Source organism: Pseudomonas serboccidentalis (genome assembly GCF_028830055.1).
Lineage (GTDB): Bacteria > Pseudomonadota > Gammaproteobacteria > Pseudomonadales > Pseudomonadaceae > Aquipseudomonas > Aquipseudomonas serboccidentalis.
Genome location: NZ_CP101655.1, coordinates 879,959 through 897,420, shown reverse-complemented (window position 1 = coordinate 897,420; position 17,462 = coordinate 879,959). Strand labels below are relative to the sequence as shown.

The window sequence follows — 17,462 nt, the reverse complement described above, 5'->3', positions numbered from 1 at the left end:
GCCGGCCTTATCGCGAGCAGGCTCACTCCTGCAGGTGATCGCATTCCAATGTAGGAGTGAGCCTGCTCGCGATAGACCGCGCAGCGGTCTCAAATGCTTACAACACAATACTCATGCCGTCATACGCCACTTCAACATTGCGCCGCGCCAGCTCCGCACGCTCAGCCGAATCCTCATCGAGAATCGGGTTGGTGTTGTTGATGTGGATAAGCACCTTGCGCTGCTCAGGCAACTGCTCCAGCACTTCGAGCATGCCGCCGGGGCCGTTCTGCGCCAGGTGGCCCATCTCGCGACCAGTGCGGGTGCCGACGCCACGGCGCTGCATTTCATCGTCGTCCCACAGCGTGCCGTCCACCAACAGGCAATCGCTGCCGGCCATGATCTCCAGCAGGGGCGCGTCGACCTTGCCCAGGCCCGGGGCGTAGAACAGTTTGCCGCCGGTGTTGAGGTCTTCGACGATCAGGCCGATGTTGTCGCCCGGGTGCGGGTCGAAGCGATGCGGCGAGTAGGGCGGTGCGGCGCTGCGCAACGGCAGCGGGGTGAAGCGCAGGTTCGGGCAGGCAGCCACGGTGAAGCTCTGGTCGAGTTCGATGCGGTTCCAGTTCAAGCCGCCGTTCCAGTGGGTGAGCATCTTGAACAGCGGGAAACCGGTGCTCAGGTCTTCGTGAACCATGTCCGTACACCAGACCTGATGCGGGCAGCCTTCGCGCAGGCTGAGCAGGCCGGTGGTGTGGTCGATCTGGCTGTCCATCAGGATGATCGCGCTGATGCCGGTGTCACGCAGGGCGCGGCCCGGTTGCATCGGGGCGAAGCTCTGCAGTTGCGCGCGGATGTCCGGCGAAGCGTTGCACAGCACCCAGTTCACGCCGTCATCGGAAATTGCGATGGACGATTGGGTGCGGGCCTTGGCATTCAGGCTGCCGTCGCGAAAGCCTGCGCAATTGACGCAGTTGCAGTTCCACTGCGGAAAACCGCCACCGGCGGCCGAACCCAGAATCTGGACGAACATGAACGCTCCCATCTTTCAACGCTGAAAATAAAACGCCCCGGCGAGCCGAGGCGTTGCACTGCAAGTCTGCGTAGGCAGAACTCAGCGGCTGGCGAAGTACATGGTGACTTCAAAGCCGATACGCAGGTCGGTGTAAGCCGGTTTTGTCCAGGACATGGGTGTCTCCTTCAGGGTGGGTGGGATAGCGCTGTCCATAGTTATAGTCCACGGCAGCGCAGGGATGTTCCAAATAGTTAGGCGGCTATGTTACTCAAAATTTCCAGGTGAATGCCCGTGAATCTTTGAGAAAGCTCCTTGCAGCCTGAGTAATGATCATTTTCCTGCTTGCCACGGCGCACCCGGTGACGCGCTGCTGGCCAGACAGCGCCAGCCGCCCTCGGCGCTGATCAAGCGTTGAGCTGCCGCCAGCAGTGCCGGGCGCTCCAGTTGCGCGATGGCCGCGAGCAGTTGCGTCAGATAATCCGACGAGTGACCGGCGAGCTTGGCCTGCCACAGCAACTCGGCGGCGTCCTTGGCGGACAGATTGCTCTCGTCGAATTGCTCCGCGAGTGACTGGCGCTGCTGGTTGAAGCTGGGGTCATCCAAGCGTTCGATAATCCCGGGAACGCTGGCGAGGAACTGCTGGATATGCCCGAGCAACGCCACTGGAGCGGCGCCGGGTGACTGCACGCCAAACAGCAATCCAGTCTGGCCGTGCATCTGGCGCAAGGCGCTGAACACCGCGTAACCCAATTGCAATTCGACCCGCAGGCGCTGATAGAACGGTGTCTGGCACAACTGTGCGAGCAGACGCCAGGCGGCTTCGTCGGCGATCTCGCGGCTCGCGGTCGGGCAGAACAGCAGCAGCGCATGTTCGCTGGAGGCCGTGTCGATGTGGCTCCAGACCTGTTGAGTGTTGCTCGCTGACGGTGCGGGGATCAGGTTGTCCGGGATGCCGGGGATGCGACTCAGGGCCAGGCCCATGGCGGATTGAGTCTGCGCGCTGAGGCCAAGGGCCAGTCCGTCCCAGCGGGAAGTTGTCCACAGCTGTTTGGCGTCGTCCGAACTTGCCGCCGTTGGCAGGCAGCTTTCCGGCAATGCCTTGAGCAACTGGCGGATCGGGATCAGCGGCGCTTCTGGCTCCGCGTTCGCAGAATCGGCGTCAACTTGCGTCAGACATTTCAGCGCATGTTCCAGGACACTGGGCATCGGCTCCTGCAGGCCGGTCAGTTTCAGCAGCCATTGAGTCCCGCGGGCACTGAACGACAATTCGACCCCTGCCTGACGTGCGTCCTCCCGGGTTTCGCGCAGACTGCGTTGCAGCTTCCCGTGCAGATCGGCCGTTGCCGCTGCTTCCAACTGCCAGCGCAGGTAAATCGCCCCTTCGTCACCGCTGTCCGCCAAGGCCTGGCTGAATTGCATCGGCGAGCGTTCGCGGCGGCTGCGTGAGCGATCCTGAGCGAACGTGCGCAGGCCTCGGTGGGCGCTGGTTTGACCGCGAATCAGCCCGGCGTTGGCCAGCGGCTCGCTGGAACCGAGGAAAGGGTTGGCGGCAGGCAGGTGCCAATGCGCGCTGAAGTTATCCACAACACCGATGTCGCGCAGGATCTGTTTGAGGGCGACGACGCCGTTTTCCGACAAGCCGTGTCCGAGCTGTTCACTGTCGAACCGCGCCAGTTGCAGTGCGCCGCTGACCTGCTGCTGACGTTCAAGCAGCTTGGCGTACTCCTCGCGCAACGCTGCCCAGTCCTGCTGTGCAGCGAAGAAACTCAGCCAATCCAGCACCTGTTCGCCAACGGCGTTCATGGATTCCGTCGGGGCAGTGAATTGCAGATGCAGCAAGGCTTGTCCGGCAAAGTGGTACAGCGGCGTGGCTTTCAGGCTGTCCGCGAGGTTCTGTTGCTGCAGATGTGCGAGCAGGCCGCCGGGCTTGGCGTTGTTCAGCCAGTGGCAGAGGAACGCCAGCGCCTCGATGGAGGCGTCGGGCAGCGCTTCGAACGCAAACAGCAGATTGCGGTGCTGCCCGCCGACCTGTTGATAACTTTTCACCTGCAGTGGCCGGGTTGCTGCCTGCGCAACGTTATCCCCAATCGGCAGCGCTGCGGCGAACTGCTGCGCCATTGCGCGCAATGCTTCGAGGTTTTGCGGCCCGACCAGGCTCAAGGTCATTTGGCCGCTGCGATAAAAACGCTGATGGAAATCCTTTAACGCCTGTTGAAACGCCGGTTGCTCGACCTTCAGGCTGTCGCGATTGCCTGCATGAAATCCGCGCAACGGATGCGCCGCCGGCAAACCCTCGTACAAGGAGAGTGCCTGCTGTGCCGTGGGATCCTGCGACCACGCGACAAATTCTGCGTCCAGTACTTCGCGTTCGCGCAACTGATCGTCCGGATTCATACGCGGGTGGGCGAGCATGTCTGACAGACGCTCAAGCCCGGCGCCGAAGGTCCCGGTCGGCAATTCAAAGAAGAAATCGGTGGTGCGCTCGCGGGTGCTGGCATTCACCTGGCCGCCATGACCTTGCACGTAGGCCATCAGCGCCTGATCGGTAGGAAAACGCTCGGTGCCGAGAAACAGCAAATGCTCAAGGAAATGCGCCAGCCCCGGCCACTCGAGCGGCACATCATGACTACCGGCGGCCACCCGCAACGCGGCGGCGCTGCACTTCAAGCCAGGCACATGACGCAGGGTCACGCGCAGGCCGTTGGCCAGGGTTTCAGTGTGAGGGCGGGGGTGAGTCGGCGCAGGCATGGGCACTTCCAGAACAGTGAAGTGCCAATGCTAGCGGATTGCGTGGGGTCAGCGCTTGTTCAGTGCGTCGTAAAGCTCGGGGCGGCGGTCACTGAGGTAGCGATTGGCGGTGCGGGAAGCGACCATCAACTGCCGATCCAGCTCCCCGACGATCAGCGCTTCATCCAGGCCGGCCTGGGCGATACGACTGCCGTCCGGTGCGGCGATGCTGCTTTGCCCGCAGTAGTGAATCTCGCCTTCCTGGCCGCAGTAATTGGCGTAGGCCACGTAGCACTGGTTTTCGAAGGCGCGGGAACGCACGGTCACGTCGGCGACGAAATCGAACGGAATCATGTTCGCCGTCGGCACCAGAATCAGCTCGGCGCCGGCCAGGGCCAGACGCCGCGCGTTCTCCGGAAACTCCAGGTCGTAGCAGATCAGGAAACCGAGCTTCCAGCCATTGAGCTCGACCAACGGAAAGTCATCCTCTCCGGGGCTGAACATCGACCGGTCCAGATCACCGAACAGGTGGGTCTTGCGGTAATTGCACAAGCGTTCGCCGTGCGAATCGATCAACTGCACGGCGTTGTAGATCTGCCCGTCGGCGGTGCGCTCCGGATAACCATACACAATCGCCAGCCCGGCGGCTTTGGCGATTCGACCGATCTGTTGCGCCCATTCGCCGTTGTAGACCTCAGCCAACGTACTGACTGCCTCGGCGCCGATGTTGTAGCCGGTCAGAAACATCTCCGGCAGCACCAGCAGGTCAGCGCCCTTGGCCTCCATCGCCAGTTGTTGCAGGCGGTGCAGGTTGGCGGCGGGGTCCAGGGGCAGCGGTGGACATTGGTAAAGGGCTACACGCATCGGGGATTCCTCTTACTCGGGCAGGGCGATAGGGCCGATGTCTTTGAACACATCACCCGGGCCCGGGTTCTCTTTATGTGTCGACCCGCCGAAATGCTTCATGATGCCCCACACCGCGTTGAGCGAGGTCTGCACTGCGCCTTCGACCCACGCCGGCGTCCACGACACATCGTCACCGGCGATGAAAATCCCGCGCTGTTCGGCTGGCATGTCGTCCTGCATGAAATGCGCGTACATGCGCTGGTTGTAGCGATAGTGGCCGGGCAGGGCACCTTTGAACGCACCGAGGAAGTACGGGTCGGCTTCCCACGACACGGTGATCGGGTCGCCGATGATCCGCGCAGCGATGTCGACTTTAGGGTAGATCTTCTTCAGCGCGTTCAACGCCAGTTCCACACGTTTTTCCACCGGGTGCGGCAGCATCTTCAGCGCGTCGCTCATCCACGAGTACGACAGGCAGATCACGCCGGGCTTGTCGTCGCCGTTGTCGAACAGATAGGTGCCACGGGTCAGGCGATCGGTGAGGGTCATGCTCATCAGGTCGCGACCGGTTTCCGGATCCTTGTCCTTCCAGAACGGGCGATCGACCATCACGAAGGTCTTCGACGATTGCATGTAGCGCGTGCGGTCCAGCGCCATCCACATCTTCTGCGAGAACAGGGTTTCGTCGCATTCGATCTGGGTGGTCAGCAGCCAGCTCTGGCAGGTGGTCAGCACGGCGGCGTATTCGCGGGTGTCGCCGTTGTTGTCGGTGACGGCGAAACGGCCATCCGGGGCGTGGGCGATTTTCTTCACGCCGGAACGCGGCGCACCCCGGTGCAGGGATTTCAGGCTGGTGCCTTCAGGCCAGTGCACGCAACGCTCCGGCACATGCCGCCAGATGCCTTGTGGCACTTGCTCCACACCGCCGACCACCAGGTGCTGGTGATCGTCGCAGTTGGTCATCACCACGCGGAAGATTTCCAGCATCGAGTTGGGGAAGTCCGAGTCCCAGCCGCCAGTGCCGAAACCGACCTGACCGAACACTTCGCGGTGATGGAACGACAGCTTGGCGAAGGCCTTGGAGGTGGCAACGAAATCGTAGAACGTGCGGTCGTCCCACAGCGGCACGAGCGTGTTCCACAGCTCCTTGAGGCGCGGCACATCGCGGTCGCGAATGGCTTGCTGGATATCGGAAAACTGCGAACCGGCCTCCAGCGCATCTGCCCAGGCGTCAGCCACTTCCTGGAACAATGCAGGAAGATCCGCCAGTTTCTGTGCGTAATGGGTTTTGCCTTCCAGATCGATCACCGTGCTGCCGGAGGCCGGTGTCAGCGGGTTCGGGAAAGGTTTGGTCTCGAGGCCGAGCTTGTCGACGTAGTGGTAGAACGCGGTGGAGGACACCGGGAAACGCATACCGCCCAGTTCCGCGACGATGCCGTCGGTGCCATTGAACGTTTGCGAACGCAGACGCCCACCGAGCTTCGACGCCTCATAAACCACCGGTTTCAAGCCGAGCTTCATCAGTTCGTACGCGGCCACCAGGCCGGCAATACCGGCGCCGACAATCGCCACTTCAGCGCCGTGATGGTGCTCAGGAATGCTGCCGAGACCGGCCGGATGTTCGATCCAGTCGTCGAAAGCGAATGGAAAGTCCGGACCGAAAATGGTGACGGGTTTCTTACCGTCTGCAGGATGGCGATTGTTCTTGTTCATGGCTGACCTTGCTGGCGACCCGACGCCGAATGCGCGTCTGAGTATAGGAAAAGATGCCAGCCATTCTAGGGAGCGTAGAACACGTTAATAAGACGCAAAGTGTCGTCGTTTTGATAATTAATCGATCAATATGACGATTGTTGACTACACACCGACCAAAATGTAGGAGCGAGCCTGCTCGCGAAGAGGCCCTGTAATCCACCCGAGAAGTCCGGGCACAACCTTAAACCGGCTGCCCCCGATCAATCTTGCTACTCAAAATAATCGACGTGGTGGTCTTCTCCACCCCATCGACACTGCCAATCTGATCCAGCAACTGATCCAGTTGCTCCGGCGAATCCGTGCGCAACCACGCTACATAATCAAATTCGCCACTCACCGCACACAACTGCTGCACCTGCGCCATTGCACTCAAGCGGCGCAGCACTTCTTTGCCGGAACGCGGCTGCACCTTGATCCCGACATACGCCTGCAACCCGCCATCAACCACCCGCTGCCCCAGACGCACGCCATAACCGGTGATGACTTTGGCCTTTTCCAGCCGCGCCAGCCGCGACGTGACGGTGGTGCGCGCAATGCCCAACTGCCTGGCAAGCATGGCCACGCTCTCGCGGGCGTTGATCTGCAGAGCGGCGATCAACTGGCGGTCGATTTCATCAAGCACGGGTGGGCGGATGTCTGGCAAGGGGCGGCTCCATGGGGGCGGGTCTTTGGGCGAGCATGTTACAGCCTCAACCGACTGGATATGGAAGCCCCTTATCGTAGTCGGGGTTAAACGCAGAAACGAAAAAGCCGCGCAATTGCGCGGCTTTCAAATTTGGTGGGCCCACACGGACTTGAACCGTGGACCAAAGGATTATGAGTCCTCTGCTCTAACCAACTGAGCTATAGGCCCTCAGTAGGTCGCGGATTATAGCGACGGTTTCTCGGCTGTGCTATCCGAATAATCCGATACGGTAATACGCAGAAACGTTGCGGCGAATTCTTCCGCGGGCAGCGGCAGGCTGACGATGTAGCCCTGGATCTGTTCACAGCCCTCGGCGGCGAGGAATTGTTGTTGCGCCTGGGTTTCCACGCCTTCGGCAATCACGGTGAATTGCATGCTCCGGCCGAGGGCGATGATCGCCCGTACAATCGCCGCGTCGTGGGGGTCATCGGGCAGGCCGCGGACGAACGACTGGTCGATCTTGAGGATGTCCAGCGGCAGGCGTTTGAGGTAGCTGAGCGAGGAATAGCCGGTGCCGAAGTCGTCGATCGCCAGTTGCACACCCAGGTGTTTGAGCTGATGCAGCACCGCCAGTGCTTCTTCGGCCTGGCTCATGATGAAGTTTTCGGTAATTTCCAGTTGCAGTAAATCCGGCTGCAGACGATTTTCCCTGAGCAGTTGTTCGATGCGCCCGAGCAGATTCGGCTGGCGCAGTTGTGCGCCGGCGAGGTTGACCGACAGCGGGCCGAGGCTGTCGTAGATCTGGTTCCATTCGAACATCTGCCGGCAGGCGGTCTCGAGCACCCAGTCGCCGATCTGCAGGATCATGCCGTTCTCTTCGGCCAGCGGGATGAAGTGCTCCGGCGGCACCTCGCCAAAGGTCGGGTGGCGCCAGCGAATCAGCGCTTCGGCGCCGACCAGACGATGGTCGTCGAGGCTGATCTTGGGTTGGTAGTAGAGGGACAATTCATCGCGTTCGATGGCCCGGCGCAGTTCGTGTTCCAGCGCTACGCGCTCGCTGGCCTGGGCGGTGAGGTCGCGGGTGTAGCTTTCGACGCGGTTGCGGCCCTTGGCCTTGGAGCGGTACATCGCCGCGTCAGCGTTTTTCACCAGCGTGGCAACGTCGCAGCCGTCGCGGGGATACAGGCTGGTGCCGATGCTGGCGCTGATGAAAAACTCGTGTTCGCCGGCCTGGAACGGCGCGCCGAAGCAGTTGAGCAGTTTGGTGGCAATGTGATCGGCGTCGCTGGCCTGTTGCAGGCCGGGCAGCAGGATAATGAACTCATCGCCGCCCAGGCGCGCGACAGTATCGATGTCGCGCAATTGTTCCCTCAGGCGAACGGCAATGCCTTTGAGCAGCAAGTCACCGACCGGGTGCCCGAGGCTGTCGTTGATGTGCTTGAAACGGTCGAGATCGAGGAACAGCACGGCGCCCTGACCGCCGTTTTCCTGCTGGCTGTTCAGTGCGGTGAGCAGACGACTTTCAAACAGCGTGCGATTCGGCAGGCCGGTGAGCGGGTCGTGGTGCGCCTGATAATCGAGCTTGGCTTGCGCGTGTTTAAGACTGGAGATATCGGCAAACACCGCGACGAAGTGGGTGATGAACTTGTCGCGATTGCGCACGGCGCTGATGGTCAGCCAGCTCGGGTACAGCTCGCCGTTCTTGCGCCGGTTGGAAATCTCGCCCTGCCAGTGACCCTCGTCGGTCAACTGGTGCCACATCGCCGCATAAAACGCGCTGTCGTGCAGCCCCGAGGCGAGCAGGCGCGGGGTGTGGCCGAGGGCTTCGCTTTCGCTGTAGCCAGTGATTTCGGTGAAGGCGCGATTGACCGCGCTGATGTGCTGCTGGGTGTCGGTGATCAGCACGCCCTCGGCGGTGCTCTCGAATACGGTGGCCGCTTGCTGCAGTTTTTCCTGCATCAGATGGCGCTCGGTGATGTCCCGGGCGATGGTCAGCATGCAGTCTTCTTCGCCGATCGGTAACGGACGACTGGACACTTCGCACAGGCGAATCTGCCCGTCGCTGCGGCGGATATGGCAGGTGAAGTCGCGTACGAAGCCGTCGCGGTGCAGCAGGTCGAGCATCTGTTTGCGTTCGTTGAGATTGACCCATATCCCCAGGTCCAGCGCCGAACGATCCACCGACATCGCGCTGTTGAAACCGGTGATGCGGCTGAATCCCTCGTTGACCTCCAGCAGCAGGCCATCGCTTTGCCGTGACAGCAGCAAGCCGTCCGGCGAGGCGTGGAAGGCCTTGGCGAACTTTTCCTCGGACGTTTGCAGTTGCTGCTGGGTTTCCTTGAGCTGGGTGATGTCGCGCACCACCACCACCAGTGCCGGGGTGGTGTCTAGGTCGAACGGCTCGGCAGAGATCAAGCCGGTGAACACCTGACCGTTGCTGCGGCGAAAGGGCATCTCCAGGTTGCGGATACTGCCGGCCTGCAAGCGCTGTAACAGGCCCGGCCCGACTCCCGGAATGCCCCAGATGTTGAGCTCGGTGGCGGTCTGGCCGACGACTTCCTCGGCCTTGAGGCCGATCTGCTCTTCAAAGGCTTCGTTGACCTCCAGCAGGCAGCCGTCGGACAGCCGCGCGATCACCAGAATGTCCGGGCATTGCTGGAACACCGACGCGAACTTCTGCTCCGACAGGCGCAGCGCTTCTTCGGTGCGCTTGGTCTCGCTGATGTCGATCATCAGGCCGCGCATCACCGGTTCATGCCCGTGTTCAATCAGGCTGACGATGTCGCGCACCCACAGGCAGCGTCCGTCAGCGGTTATCACCCGATAGTCGAGCGTGTGATCGCGCCCTTCGCGCACCGCGTCATCACAAATGGTCTGGGCACGGGTCAGGTCGGCGGGGTGGATGATGTTGCGCCAGAAACCCGGAATCAGCCAATGCGCCTGTGGATAACCGAGCAGGTCTTCGGCGTGGGGCGACACATAGCTGTAGGTGAAGTCGCTCATGCGCGCTTCCCAGGCAATGGCCGACAGGCTCTCCACCAGACCGCGGTAATGGTATTCGCTGCTGCGCAATTCCTGTTCGAGATCAACGCGCCGGGCGATTTCCGAGCTCAAGCGGCGGTTGATGCGAATGACCACCGCCAGGATGATCATCAGCAATACCAGCCCCGGCAGGCCGTAAATCAGCAGGTCTGACCAGAATGTCCGATGGTCCAGGACATTGCCGACCCAATGTTCCTGAATACTGCTGATTTCCTCCGGGCTCATGTCCGCCAGGACTTTGTCCAGAATGCCCACCAGCATCTTGTTGTCACGGGGCACGGCCATCGCCAACTGGTAGCGATACGGGGTTTCGCCGCTCACGTATAAGCCGTCGAGCTTGAGCTGGCGCAGGCTCCAGACGCTGGAGGCGAGATCACCGACCACGGCGTCCACCTCATCGGTGGCCAGGGCCTGCAATGCCGAGCTGACATTGGGCATCGCCACCAGATTCAAGTCGGGATGGTGGGTGCGCAGGAGTTCGTGGGGGGCATAGTTTTCCACCACAGCGATCTTCAGACCGTACAGGTCCTCGATTTTGCGCGGTTGCGCGCCGCCGATATGGGCGAGGATCACGATCGGGAAATCGAGGTAGGGACGGGTAAACGCCAGGTAGTTCTGGCGCTCGGGTGTGGACATGATCCCCGGCAGCAGGTCGATCTTGCCGGTTTTCACCTGCGCCAGCACTTCGGTCCAGCTCGATGGCTCGACCGGGGTGAGTTTGACCGCCAGACGCTGGCGGATCACGTCGATGTAATCCGCGGCCAGGCCCTGATAGCGGTTCTGTTCATCGCGGAACTCGAACGGCGGCCACGAGGCATCGACACCCAGGCGCAAGTCCGGGTGAGCCGCGAGCCAGCTACGTTCTTCATCGGTCAGAGTCAGCGCGTTAGCCGTTGCGGTCCAGATCATCAGTGACAGCAAGAAAAGCACGGGCGCCAGTCTGGGCATAACCGTCTCGTTAGGGCACGGGATTCATTGCTTCGAGTGTAGACGGGGTATGCAGGGGAGGGGCGGTGCGAGGGATTTAATCTGCCCTATAAACAAAACCCCCGGCCTGGGCCGGGGGTTCTGGTATCACTCGTCGAGGAAGGAGCGCAGATGCTCGCTTCGCGTCGGGTGGCGTAGCTTGCGCAGCGCCTTGGCTTCGATCTGACGGATCCGCTCACGCGTTACGTCAAACTGTTTGCCCACTTCTTCGAGCGTATGGTCGGTGTTCATGTCGATACCGAAACGCATGCGCAGTACCTTGGCTTCACGGGCAGTGAGGCCGGACAGCACTTCGCGGGTCGCTTCTTTCAGGCTTTCAACGGTAGCTACATCGATTGGCGACTGCATGGTCGAGTCTTCGATGAAGTCACCCAGATGAGAGTCTTCGTCATCACCGATCGGGGTTTCCATGGAGATCGGCTCTTTAGCGATCTTCAATACCTTGCGGATCTTGTCCTCAGGCATTTCCATGCGTTCGCCCAGCTCTTCCGGGGTCGGTTCGCGACCCATTTCCTGCAGCATCTGACGGGAAATGCGGTTGAGCTTGTTGATCGTCTCGATCATGTGCACCGGAATACGGATGGTGCGGGCCTGGTCGGCAATCGAGCGAGTGATCGCTTGACGGATCCACCAGGTGGCATAAGTCGAGAACTTGTAACCACGACGGTATTCGAACTTGTCCACCGCTTTCATCAGGCCGATGTTGCCTTCCTGGATCAGATCGAGGAATTGCAGGCCGCGGTTGGTGTACTTCTTGGCGATCGAGATCACCAGACGCAAGTTGGCTTCAACCATCTCTTTCTTCGCGCGGCGGGCCTTGGCCTCACCGATCGACATGCGACGGTTGATGTCCTTGATTTCTGCGATGGTCAGGCCGGTCTCGGTTTCCAGCGCGATCAGCTTCTGCTGGCAACGGATGATGTCCGGCTGCACACGACCAATGGCTTCGGCGTATTTGCTCTTGCCTTTGGCCAGGGCGTCGGACCAGCTTTCGTCGACTTCGTTGCCCGGGAACTGACGCAGGAAATCGGCGCGTGGCATACGTGCATCACGTACGCACAGTTGCATGATCGCGCGCTCTTGCTGACGCAGACGATCCAGGGCACTGCGAACACGCTCGACCAGGGCTTCGAATTGCTTCGGCACCAGTTTGATCGGCATGAACAGCTCGGCCAGTGCCAGCAACTCGGCAATCGCTGCCTTGTTGTTGCGACCGTGCTTTTTCAGGGCCTTGCGGGTGATTTCCATCTGATCGGACACAGCGCCAAAACGCTGGGCAGCGATGACCGGATCCGGACCGCTTTCGGCTTCTTCTTCATCATCCGAAGATTCGGCGTCATCGTCGTCGGTGTCGTCGTCAGCCTTGGCGGCTTTCGCATCGATCGGCGGCGGTATTTCGGCGGCTGGCGGCGCAATGCCGTCGTCCGGATCGATATAACCACTCAGCACGTCGGACAGGCGACCGCCCTCGGTGGTGACGCGAGTGTACTCGGAGAGAATGTGGTCAACCGTGCCAGGGAAGTGCGCAATAGCGCTCATCACTTCACGGATGCCCTCTTCGATACGCTTGGCGATTTCGATTTCGCCTTCACGAGTCAGAAGCTCGACCGTACCCATTTCACGCATGTACATGCGCACTGGGTCAGTGGTGCGACCGATATCGGTCTCCACCGCTGCCAACGCAGCGGCTGCTTCTTCCGCAGCGGCCTCGTCGGTATCGGCGTCGGCCAACATAAGGGCGTCCGCATCCGGAGCACTCTCGTGTACGGGGATCCCCATGTCGTTAATCATGCGGATGATGTCTTCCACCTGCTCCGGATCTGAAATATCCTCGGGCAGGTGGTCGTTGACCTCGGCGTAAGTCAGATACTTCTGCTCACGACCCAGTTTGATCAACTCAATAATACGAGACTGCTGTTGCGCTTTTCCGGACATAACACCCTATCCACTGAAGGTCTTGGCGGGCAAAAAACAAGCCGAGGATTATACCTGAGCTATGACCTCACGCGCCAGTTGAGGTCGGGTTTGATGCGGAAACATTGCGACTTAAAAGGTCGCGCAGTTGATTTTTCTCTTCGGCGCTCAGTTCGCTTTGACGCGCTTTTCTGAGCAACTGTTCCAGATTTCGCTCGCGTTGACGGGCTGACAAGCTAGTAATGGTGTCGAAAAACTGTTGTTCAAGGTTTTCTCCATCAATCAGCCACTCCTTTTCCGCCAGCGCCTTGAGCAAGCGACCCTGTTCAGTGCCGTGCCATCGCGCGATCAACTGAAATGAGTTTAGCTTGGGATTCTTCTGTACGGCTTCGAGCAGCGCCACAAGCAGCTGGGCGTTGGTCTGATTTTCGTCCGCAATGTGCCCGGCGTCCTCGACGCGCTCGGCCAGTTGCGGGTGGTGAAGCAAGGTTCGCAGGGCGGTCAGGGTCGGTGATTCGACGCCAATCGGCGTGCGCGGGCGTTGCTGATCGCGATCGCCGCCACGCTTGCCGTTCTTGTCCCAGGGTTTCTTGTCCCATTTCTTGCCGCCGGCGCCGGGTTTCTTCGGCGTCCACTCCTGCTGCGGCACATACATGTCCTGTGCCTGCGGCTGATGGTAGTCGCTGTAGTCCGGCATTGCGTCGTAATCGATGCCCGGATCGTAGGCCGGCGGCGCTTCCTGTGGGGCGCTCTGGGCGAGCTGACTGACGGTTTCACTGCTCAGGCCGGTGATTTCGGTCAGGCGCTGCCGCATCAGAATGCGCAGGTTGGCCCCGGGCACTTTGTCGATCAACGGTGCAGCAAGGGTGGCCATGTGGGCCTTGCCCTCGAGCGAGCGCGGATCGGCTTCTTCGGTCAGTTGCTGGAAGAAATAGTCCGCCAGCGGCTGCGCATGCTGATTGATGCGCGCCTTGAAGGCGTCGGTGCCTTCGGCGCGGACCAGAGTGTCCGGGTCTTCACCTTCGGGCAGAAACAGGAAACGCGCGCGGCGCCCGTCCTGCAGGCACGGCAGTGTCGCTTCCAGCGCGCGCCAGGCGGCGTTGCGGCCGGCCTGGTCGCCGTCGAAGCAGAACAGAACGTTCGGCACGACGCGAAACAGGCGCTTGAGGTGTTCTTCACTGGTCGCGGTGCCCAGGGTCGCGACGGCATTGCGCAAGCCTTGCTGGGCGAGGGCGATGACGTCCATGTAACCCTCGACGACGATGATTTCGTCGAGGTTGCGGTTGTTCTTGCGTGCTTCATAGAGGCCGTAGAGTTCCTGGCCTTTATGGAAGACCGGGGTTTCCGGCGAGTTCAGGTATTTCGGTTTGTCGTCGCCCAGTACTCGGCCACCGAAAGCGATGATCCGGCCGCGAGTATCGCGGATCGGGAACATCACGCGGTCGCGGAAGCGGTCATAGCGTTTGCCGGTTTCGGCGTTTTCGATCAGCAGGCCGGCGTCGATCATGGCCTTCTGCTGCAGGGTATCGCTGCTCAAGTGTTTGAACAGGTTGTCCCAGCCCGGCGGCGCGAAGCCGAGGCCGAAGTCTCGGGCGATCTCGCCGGTCAGTCCGCGGCCCTTGAGGTAATCTACGGCGGCTTTGCGCGCGGGATGGCTCTTGAGTGCCTGCCGGTAAAAGTCGGCGGCGGCGGTCAGTAGCGGGTACAGCGGCGAATCGGTCGGCTGCCGCGGTTTGTGCGGGCGGCCGCTTTCTTCGCGGGGGATCTCCATCCCGGCGGCTTTGGCCAGATCTTCGACGGCCTGGGGGAAATCCAGGTTGTCGTGGTCCATGAGAAAGCCCAGGGCGTTGCCGCCGGCGCCGCAACCGAAGCAGTAATAGAACTGCTTGTCGGGGCTGACGCTGAACGACGGAGTTTTCTCTTTATGGAACGGGCAGCAGGCGGTGTAGTTCTTGCCGGCCTTTTTCAGTTGCACGCGCGAGCTGACCACGTCGACGATGTCGGTGCGGTTCAGGAGGTCGTCAATAAAGCTCTGGGGAATCAGCCCGGCCATGGCGTTCTCGTCTGTGCAGTAATGAGTCCGATGCGAAGGGCGGCCGGACGCAGGTCTTGAGTGAAGCGCACGTGATGGGTGGCTCGACCGGTGTCGTTTGCGTGATCGCTGTCGGGAAGTGTATCTGCCGAAAATCCACTGACGTTAGTTCTTATCAGTCTTCGACTATTTGAAAGTGTTGCGCTGAATCCGCTGACGGCCGATAAATGGCCTCGGATAGCTCAATAAAGCGGGCACGCATGCAGGTGCCTTGGGCTGATCGTCGTGAGAGGAATCAGTGGGTGTGCTCGTCAGTAGCCTTGAAAGGCTCGTCAGAAAAGACGTGCACCGCTGGCAAAAAAGCCAGGTCTGACGTGTGAAGCAGATTTGTCTCGGTCGCATGTGCGGCTTCGACGGTGAAGCATCAAGCGTTTTACGCAAATGCCATTAGCCCGGCTGAGGGCCGGGCTTAGGCAAGAAGCTTGCTACGAACGTCTGTGTATTAGTACAGGCGAACGGCGCGGCGCTGTTCGCGCTGAACTTTCTTGGCGTGACGCTTAACAGCGGCTGCTGCTTTGCGCTTACGCTCAGAAGTTGGCTTCTCGTAAAATTCGCGGCTACGAACTTCAGCCAGTACACCGGCTTTTTCGCAGGAGCGCTTGAAACGACGCAGAGCTACGTCGAAGGGTTCGTTCTCTTTAACTTTGACGGCTGGCATCCAGAGCTACCTTCATTCATTACCGGGGTCAACATCCTCGCGGCAAAAGAGCACTTGAAGACGTCGGTTTTTAAGGGTTGCGGATGTTAACCCCTCATCGCTCGGAATGCAAAGCCTCTGATCGAAAACCGCTAGTCGGGGCATCGCGTGGCGACTATTATGCGCGCCTTCGAATTCAGCCTAAACAAGGCGCAAACCCATGCTAGTACTGGGATTAGAAACCTCCTGCGACGAAACCGGCGTCGCATTATACGACAGCGAACGCGGCCTGCTGGCCGACGCGCTGTTCAGTCAGATCGATCTGCACCGCGTCTATGGCGGTGTGGTGCCGGAGCTGGCCTCGCGTGACCACGTCAAACGCATGCTGCCCTTGATTCGTCAGGTGTTGGCCGAAGCCGACTGCGTGCCGACAGAGATCGACGCCATCGCCTATACCGCAGGCCCCGGCCTGGTCGGGGCGCTGCTGGTCGGTGCTTCCTGCGCTCAGGCGCTGGCGTTTGCCTGGGGCATTCCGGCACTCGGTGTGCACCACATGGAGGGCCACTTGCTGGCGCCGATGCTGGAGCCAAAACCGCCGGAGTTTCCGTTCGTCGCTTTGTTGGTTTCCGGTGGTCATACGCAGCTGGTTCAGGTCGATGGCATCGGCCAATACAGCCTGCTCGGCGAGACCCTCGACGATGCCGCCGGTGAAGCGTTCGACAAAACCGCAAAAATGATGGGGCTCAATTACCCGGGCGGGCCGGAAATCGCCAAGCTGGCGGAGAAAGGCGTTGCAGGGCGTTTCACATTCCCACGCCCGATGTGTGATCGCCCGGGGCTGGATTTCAGCTTCAGTGGCCTCAAGACCTTCGCCCTCAACACCTGGCAGCAATGCGTCAGCGCCGGGGACGACAGCGAGCAAGCCCGTTGCGACATTGCGCTGGCGTTCCAGCAGGCCGTGGTGGAGACTTTGACCATCAAGTGCAAGCGTGCCCTGAAACAGGCCGGGATGAAGCGTCTGGTGATCGCCGGCGGCGTCAGCGCCAACAAGGCGTTGCGCGTTTCGCTGGAAAAGATGCTCGGTGACATGAAGGGCGATGTGTTCTATGCCCGTCCCGAGTTCTGCACCGACAATGGCGCGATGATCGCGTTTGCCGGTTGCCAGCGTTTGCAGGCCGGTCAGCAGGAAAGTCTGGCGATCAGCGTGCAGGCACGCTGGCCGATGGAGCAGTTGTCGGCGCTGTGATGAGTGGCGTTGATGAGCGGTATTTAAAAATGCCGTTCGCGCCCGGCAAACAGGTCGCGTAGATTGCCGCGGTGGCGCCAGACGATCAGTAGCGTCAACGCGCTCATCGGCAGCAGCGCCTCCGGTTCCTGCCAGGCCAGCAATGGCAGGGTCAGGGGCGTGGCGATCAGCGCCGCCAGCGAGCTGGTGCGGGTCAGGTAGAACGTCAGTAGCCAGGCGCACACCGCCAACAGTGCGGCGGGCGGATACAGGCCCAGCAGCATGCCGGCAGCGGTGGCGACGCCTTTGCCGCCGCGAAAGCGGAAGTACAGCGGGAACAGGTGACCGATCACGGCGCAGACGCCGATCCAGGCCTGATCCTGTAGCGAAAGGCCCACGGCCGCTGCGATCAGCACCGGCACCAGGCCTTTGCACAGATCACCCAGCAAGGTCAGGATCGCGAGTTTGCGGCCGGCCAGGCGCAGCATGTTGGTGGCGCCGGCATTACCCGAGCCACTCATTCGCGGATCCGGGTTTCCGGTCAGGCGGCTGAGCAAAATGGCGAAGGACAGAGAGCCGAGCAGGTAGGCGAGAGTCGCCAGTAACCAAAACATGCTAACT

Annotated in this window: 12 protein-coding genes and 1 tRNA gene; 1 reads left to right on the top strand and 12 read right to left on the bottom strand. The window is 60.8% G+C overall.

The genetic code is table 11. The features are described from left to right. Window positions 1-97: 97 nt before the first annotated feature. The 11 genes from pqqB to rpsU form a co-directional block, all read right to left on the bottom strand. Entirely contained in the window at window positions 98-1,009 is a 912-nt protein-coding gene (pqqB, locus tag NN484_RS04120; RefSeq protein WP_003228877.1) for a pyrroloquinoline quinone biosynthesis protein PqqB, read from the bottom strand. A gap of 81 nt (window positions 1,010-1,090) precedes the next feature. Next, window positions 1,091-1,165, bottom strand: coding sequence for a pyrroloquinoline quinone precursor peptide PqqA (pqqA, locus tag NN484_RS04115; protein WP_003422658.1), 75 nt, complete (start codon window positions 1,163-1,165; stop codon window positions 1,091-1,093). A 156-nt stretch (window positions 1,166-1,321) separates the two neighbouring features. Then, window positions 1,322-3,739 (bottom strand): pyrroloquinoline quinone biosynthesis protein PqqF, encoded by a 2,418-nt coding sequence (gene pqqF / locus NN484_RS04110; protein WP_274658617.1) that lies wholly within the window; start codon window positions 3,737-3,739, stop codon window positions 1,322-1,324. 48 nt (window positions 3,740-3,787) lie between these two features. Beyond that, a complete protein-coding gene (locus tag NN484_RS04105) occupies window positions 3,788-4,582 on the bottom strand; it encodes a carbon-nitrogen hydrolase family protein (protein ID WP_274658616.1) in 795 nt (264 codons plus the stop codon). 12 nt (window positions 4,583-4,594) lie between these two features. Then, window positions 4,595-6,277 (bottom strand): flavin monoamine oxidase family protein, encoded by a 1,683-nt coding sequence (locus NN484_RS04100; RefSeq protein ID WP_127647794.1) that lies wholly within the window; start codon window positions 6,275-6,277, stop codon window positions 4,595-4,597. Window positions 6,278-6,500: 223 nt separating this feature from the next. Then, on the bottom strand, window positions 6,501-6,962 hold the full coding sequence (locus NN484_RS04095) for an Lrp/AsnC family transcriptional regulator (RefSeq protein ID WP_007910086.1): 462 nt from the start codon (window positions 6,960-6,962) through the stop codon (window positions 6,501-6,503). 133 nt (window positions 6,963-7,095) lie between these two features. Next, window positions 7,096-7,172: transfer RNA gene (locus NN484_RS04090), tRNA-Ile, on the bottom strand. Between the two features lie 15 nt (window positions 7,173-7,187). Then, on the bottom strand, window positions 7,188-10,934 hold the full coding sequence (locus NN484_RS04085; protein WP_127647793.1) for a bifunctional diguanylate cyclase/phosphodiesterase: 3,747 nt from the start codon (window positions 10,932-10,934) through the stop codon (window positions 7,188-7,190). Window positions 10,935-11,060: 126 nt separating this feature from the next. Next, window positions 11,061-12,908: an RNA polymerase sigma factor RpoD gene (gene rpoD / locus NN484_RS04080; RefSeq protein ID WP_127647792.1), complete on the bottom strand. Its 1,848-nt coding sequence runs from the start codon at window positions 12,906-12,908 to the stop codon at window positions 11,061-11,063. 67 nt (window positions 12,909-12,975) lie between these two features. Then, window positions 12,976-14,940 (bottom strand): DNA primase, encoded by a 1,965-nt coding sequence (gene dnaG / locus NN484_RS04075; RefSeq protein ID WP_007966496.1) that lies wholly within the window; start codon window positions 14,938-14,940, stop codon window positions 12,976-12,978. Window positions 14,941-15,421: 481 nt separating this feature from the next. Beyond that, complete coding sequence (gene rpsU, locus NN484_RS04070) at window positions 15,422-15,637, bottom strand: 30S ribosomal protein S21 (RefSeq protein WP_002551877.1); 216 nt, start codon at window positions 15,635-15,637, stop codon at window positions 15,422-15,424. Window positions 15,638-15,836: 199 nt separating this feature from the next. Between rpsU and tsaD the strand changes: the two genes are divergently transcribed. Further along, entirely contained in the window at window positions 15,837-16,862 is a 1,026-nt protein-coding gene (gene tsaD, locus NN484_RS04065) for a tRNA (adenosine(37)-N6)-threonylcarbamoyltransferase complex transferase subunit TsaD (protein ID WP_039768071.1), read from the top strand. 23 nt (window positions 16,863-16,885) lie between these two features. Here tsaD and plsY read toward each other — a convergent pair whose 3' ends face one another. Next, a complete protein-coding gene (gene plsY / locus NN484_RS04060) occupies window positions 16,886-17,455 on the bottom strand; it encodes a glycerol-3-phosphate 1-O-acyltransferase PlsY (RefSeq protein WP_123454039.1) in 570 nt (189 codons plus the stop codon). Window positions 17,456-17,462: the final 7 nt, after the last annotated feature.

Bases quoted from the DNA above. Each gene is read 5' to 3' on its own strand.
- NN484_RS04085 (WP_127647793.1), bottom strand. From the start codon at position 10,934: ATGCCCAGACTGGCGCCCGTGCTTTTCTTGCTGTCACTGATGATCTGG.
- NN484_RS04100 (WP_127647794.1), bottom strand. From the start codon at position 6,277: ATGAACAAGAACAATCGCCATCCTGCAGACGGTAAGAAACCCGTCACC.
- plsY (WP_123454039.1), bottom strand. From the start codon at position 17,455: ATGTTTTGGTTACTGGCGACTCTCGCCTACCTGCTCGGCTCTCTGTCC.
- tsaD (WP_039768071.1), top strand. From the start codon at position 15,837: ATGCTAGTACTGGGATTAGAAACCTCCTGCGACGAAACCGGCGTCGCA.
- pqqF (WP_274658617.1), bottom strand. From the start codon at position 3,739: ATGCCTGCGCCGACTCACCCCCGCCCTCACACTGAAACCCTGGCCAAC.
- NN484_RS04105 (WP_274658616.1), bottom strand. From the start codon at position 4,582: ATGCGTGTAGCCCTTTACCAATGTCCACCGCTGCCCCTGGACCCCGCC.
- pqqB (WP_003228877.1), bottom strand. From the start codon at position 1,009: ATGTTCGTCCAGATTCTGGGTTCGGCCGCCGGTGGCGGTTTTCCGCAG.
- rpsU (WP_002551877.1), bottom strand. From the start codon at position 15,637: ATGCCAGCCGTCAAAGTTAAAGAGAACGAACCCTTCGACGTAGCTCTG.
- rpoD (WP_127647792.1), bottom strand. From the start codon at position 12,908: ATGTCCGGAAAAGCGCAACAGCAGTCTCGTATTATTGAGTTGATCAAA.
- dnaG (WP_007966496.1), bottom strand. From the start codon at position 14,940: ATGGCCGGGCTGATTCCCCAGAGCTTTATTGACGACCTCCTGAACCGC.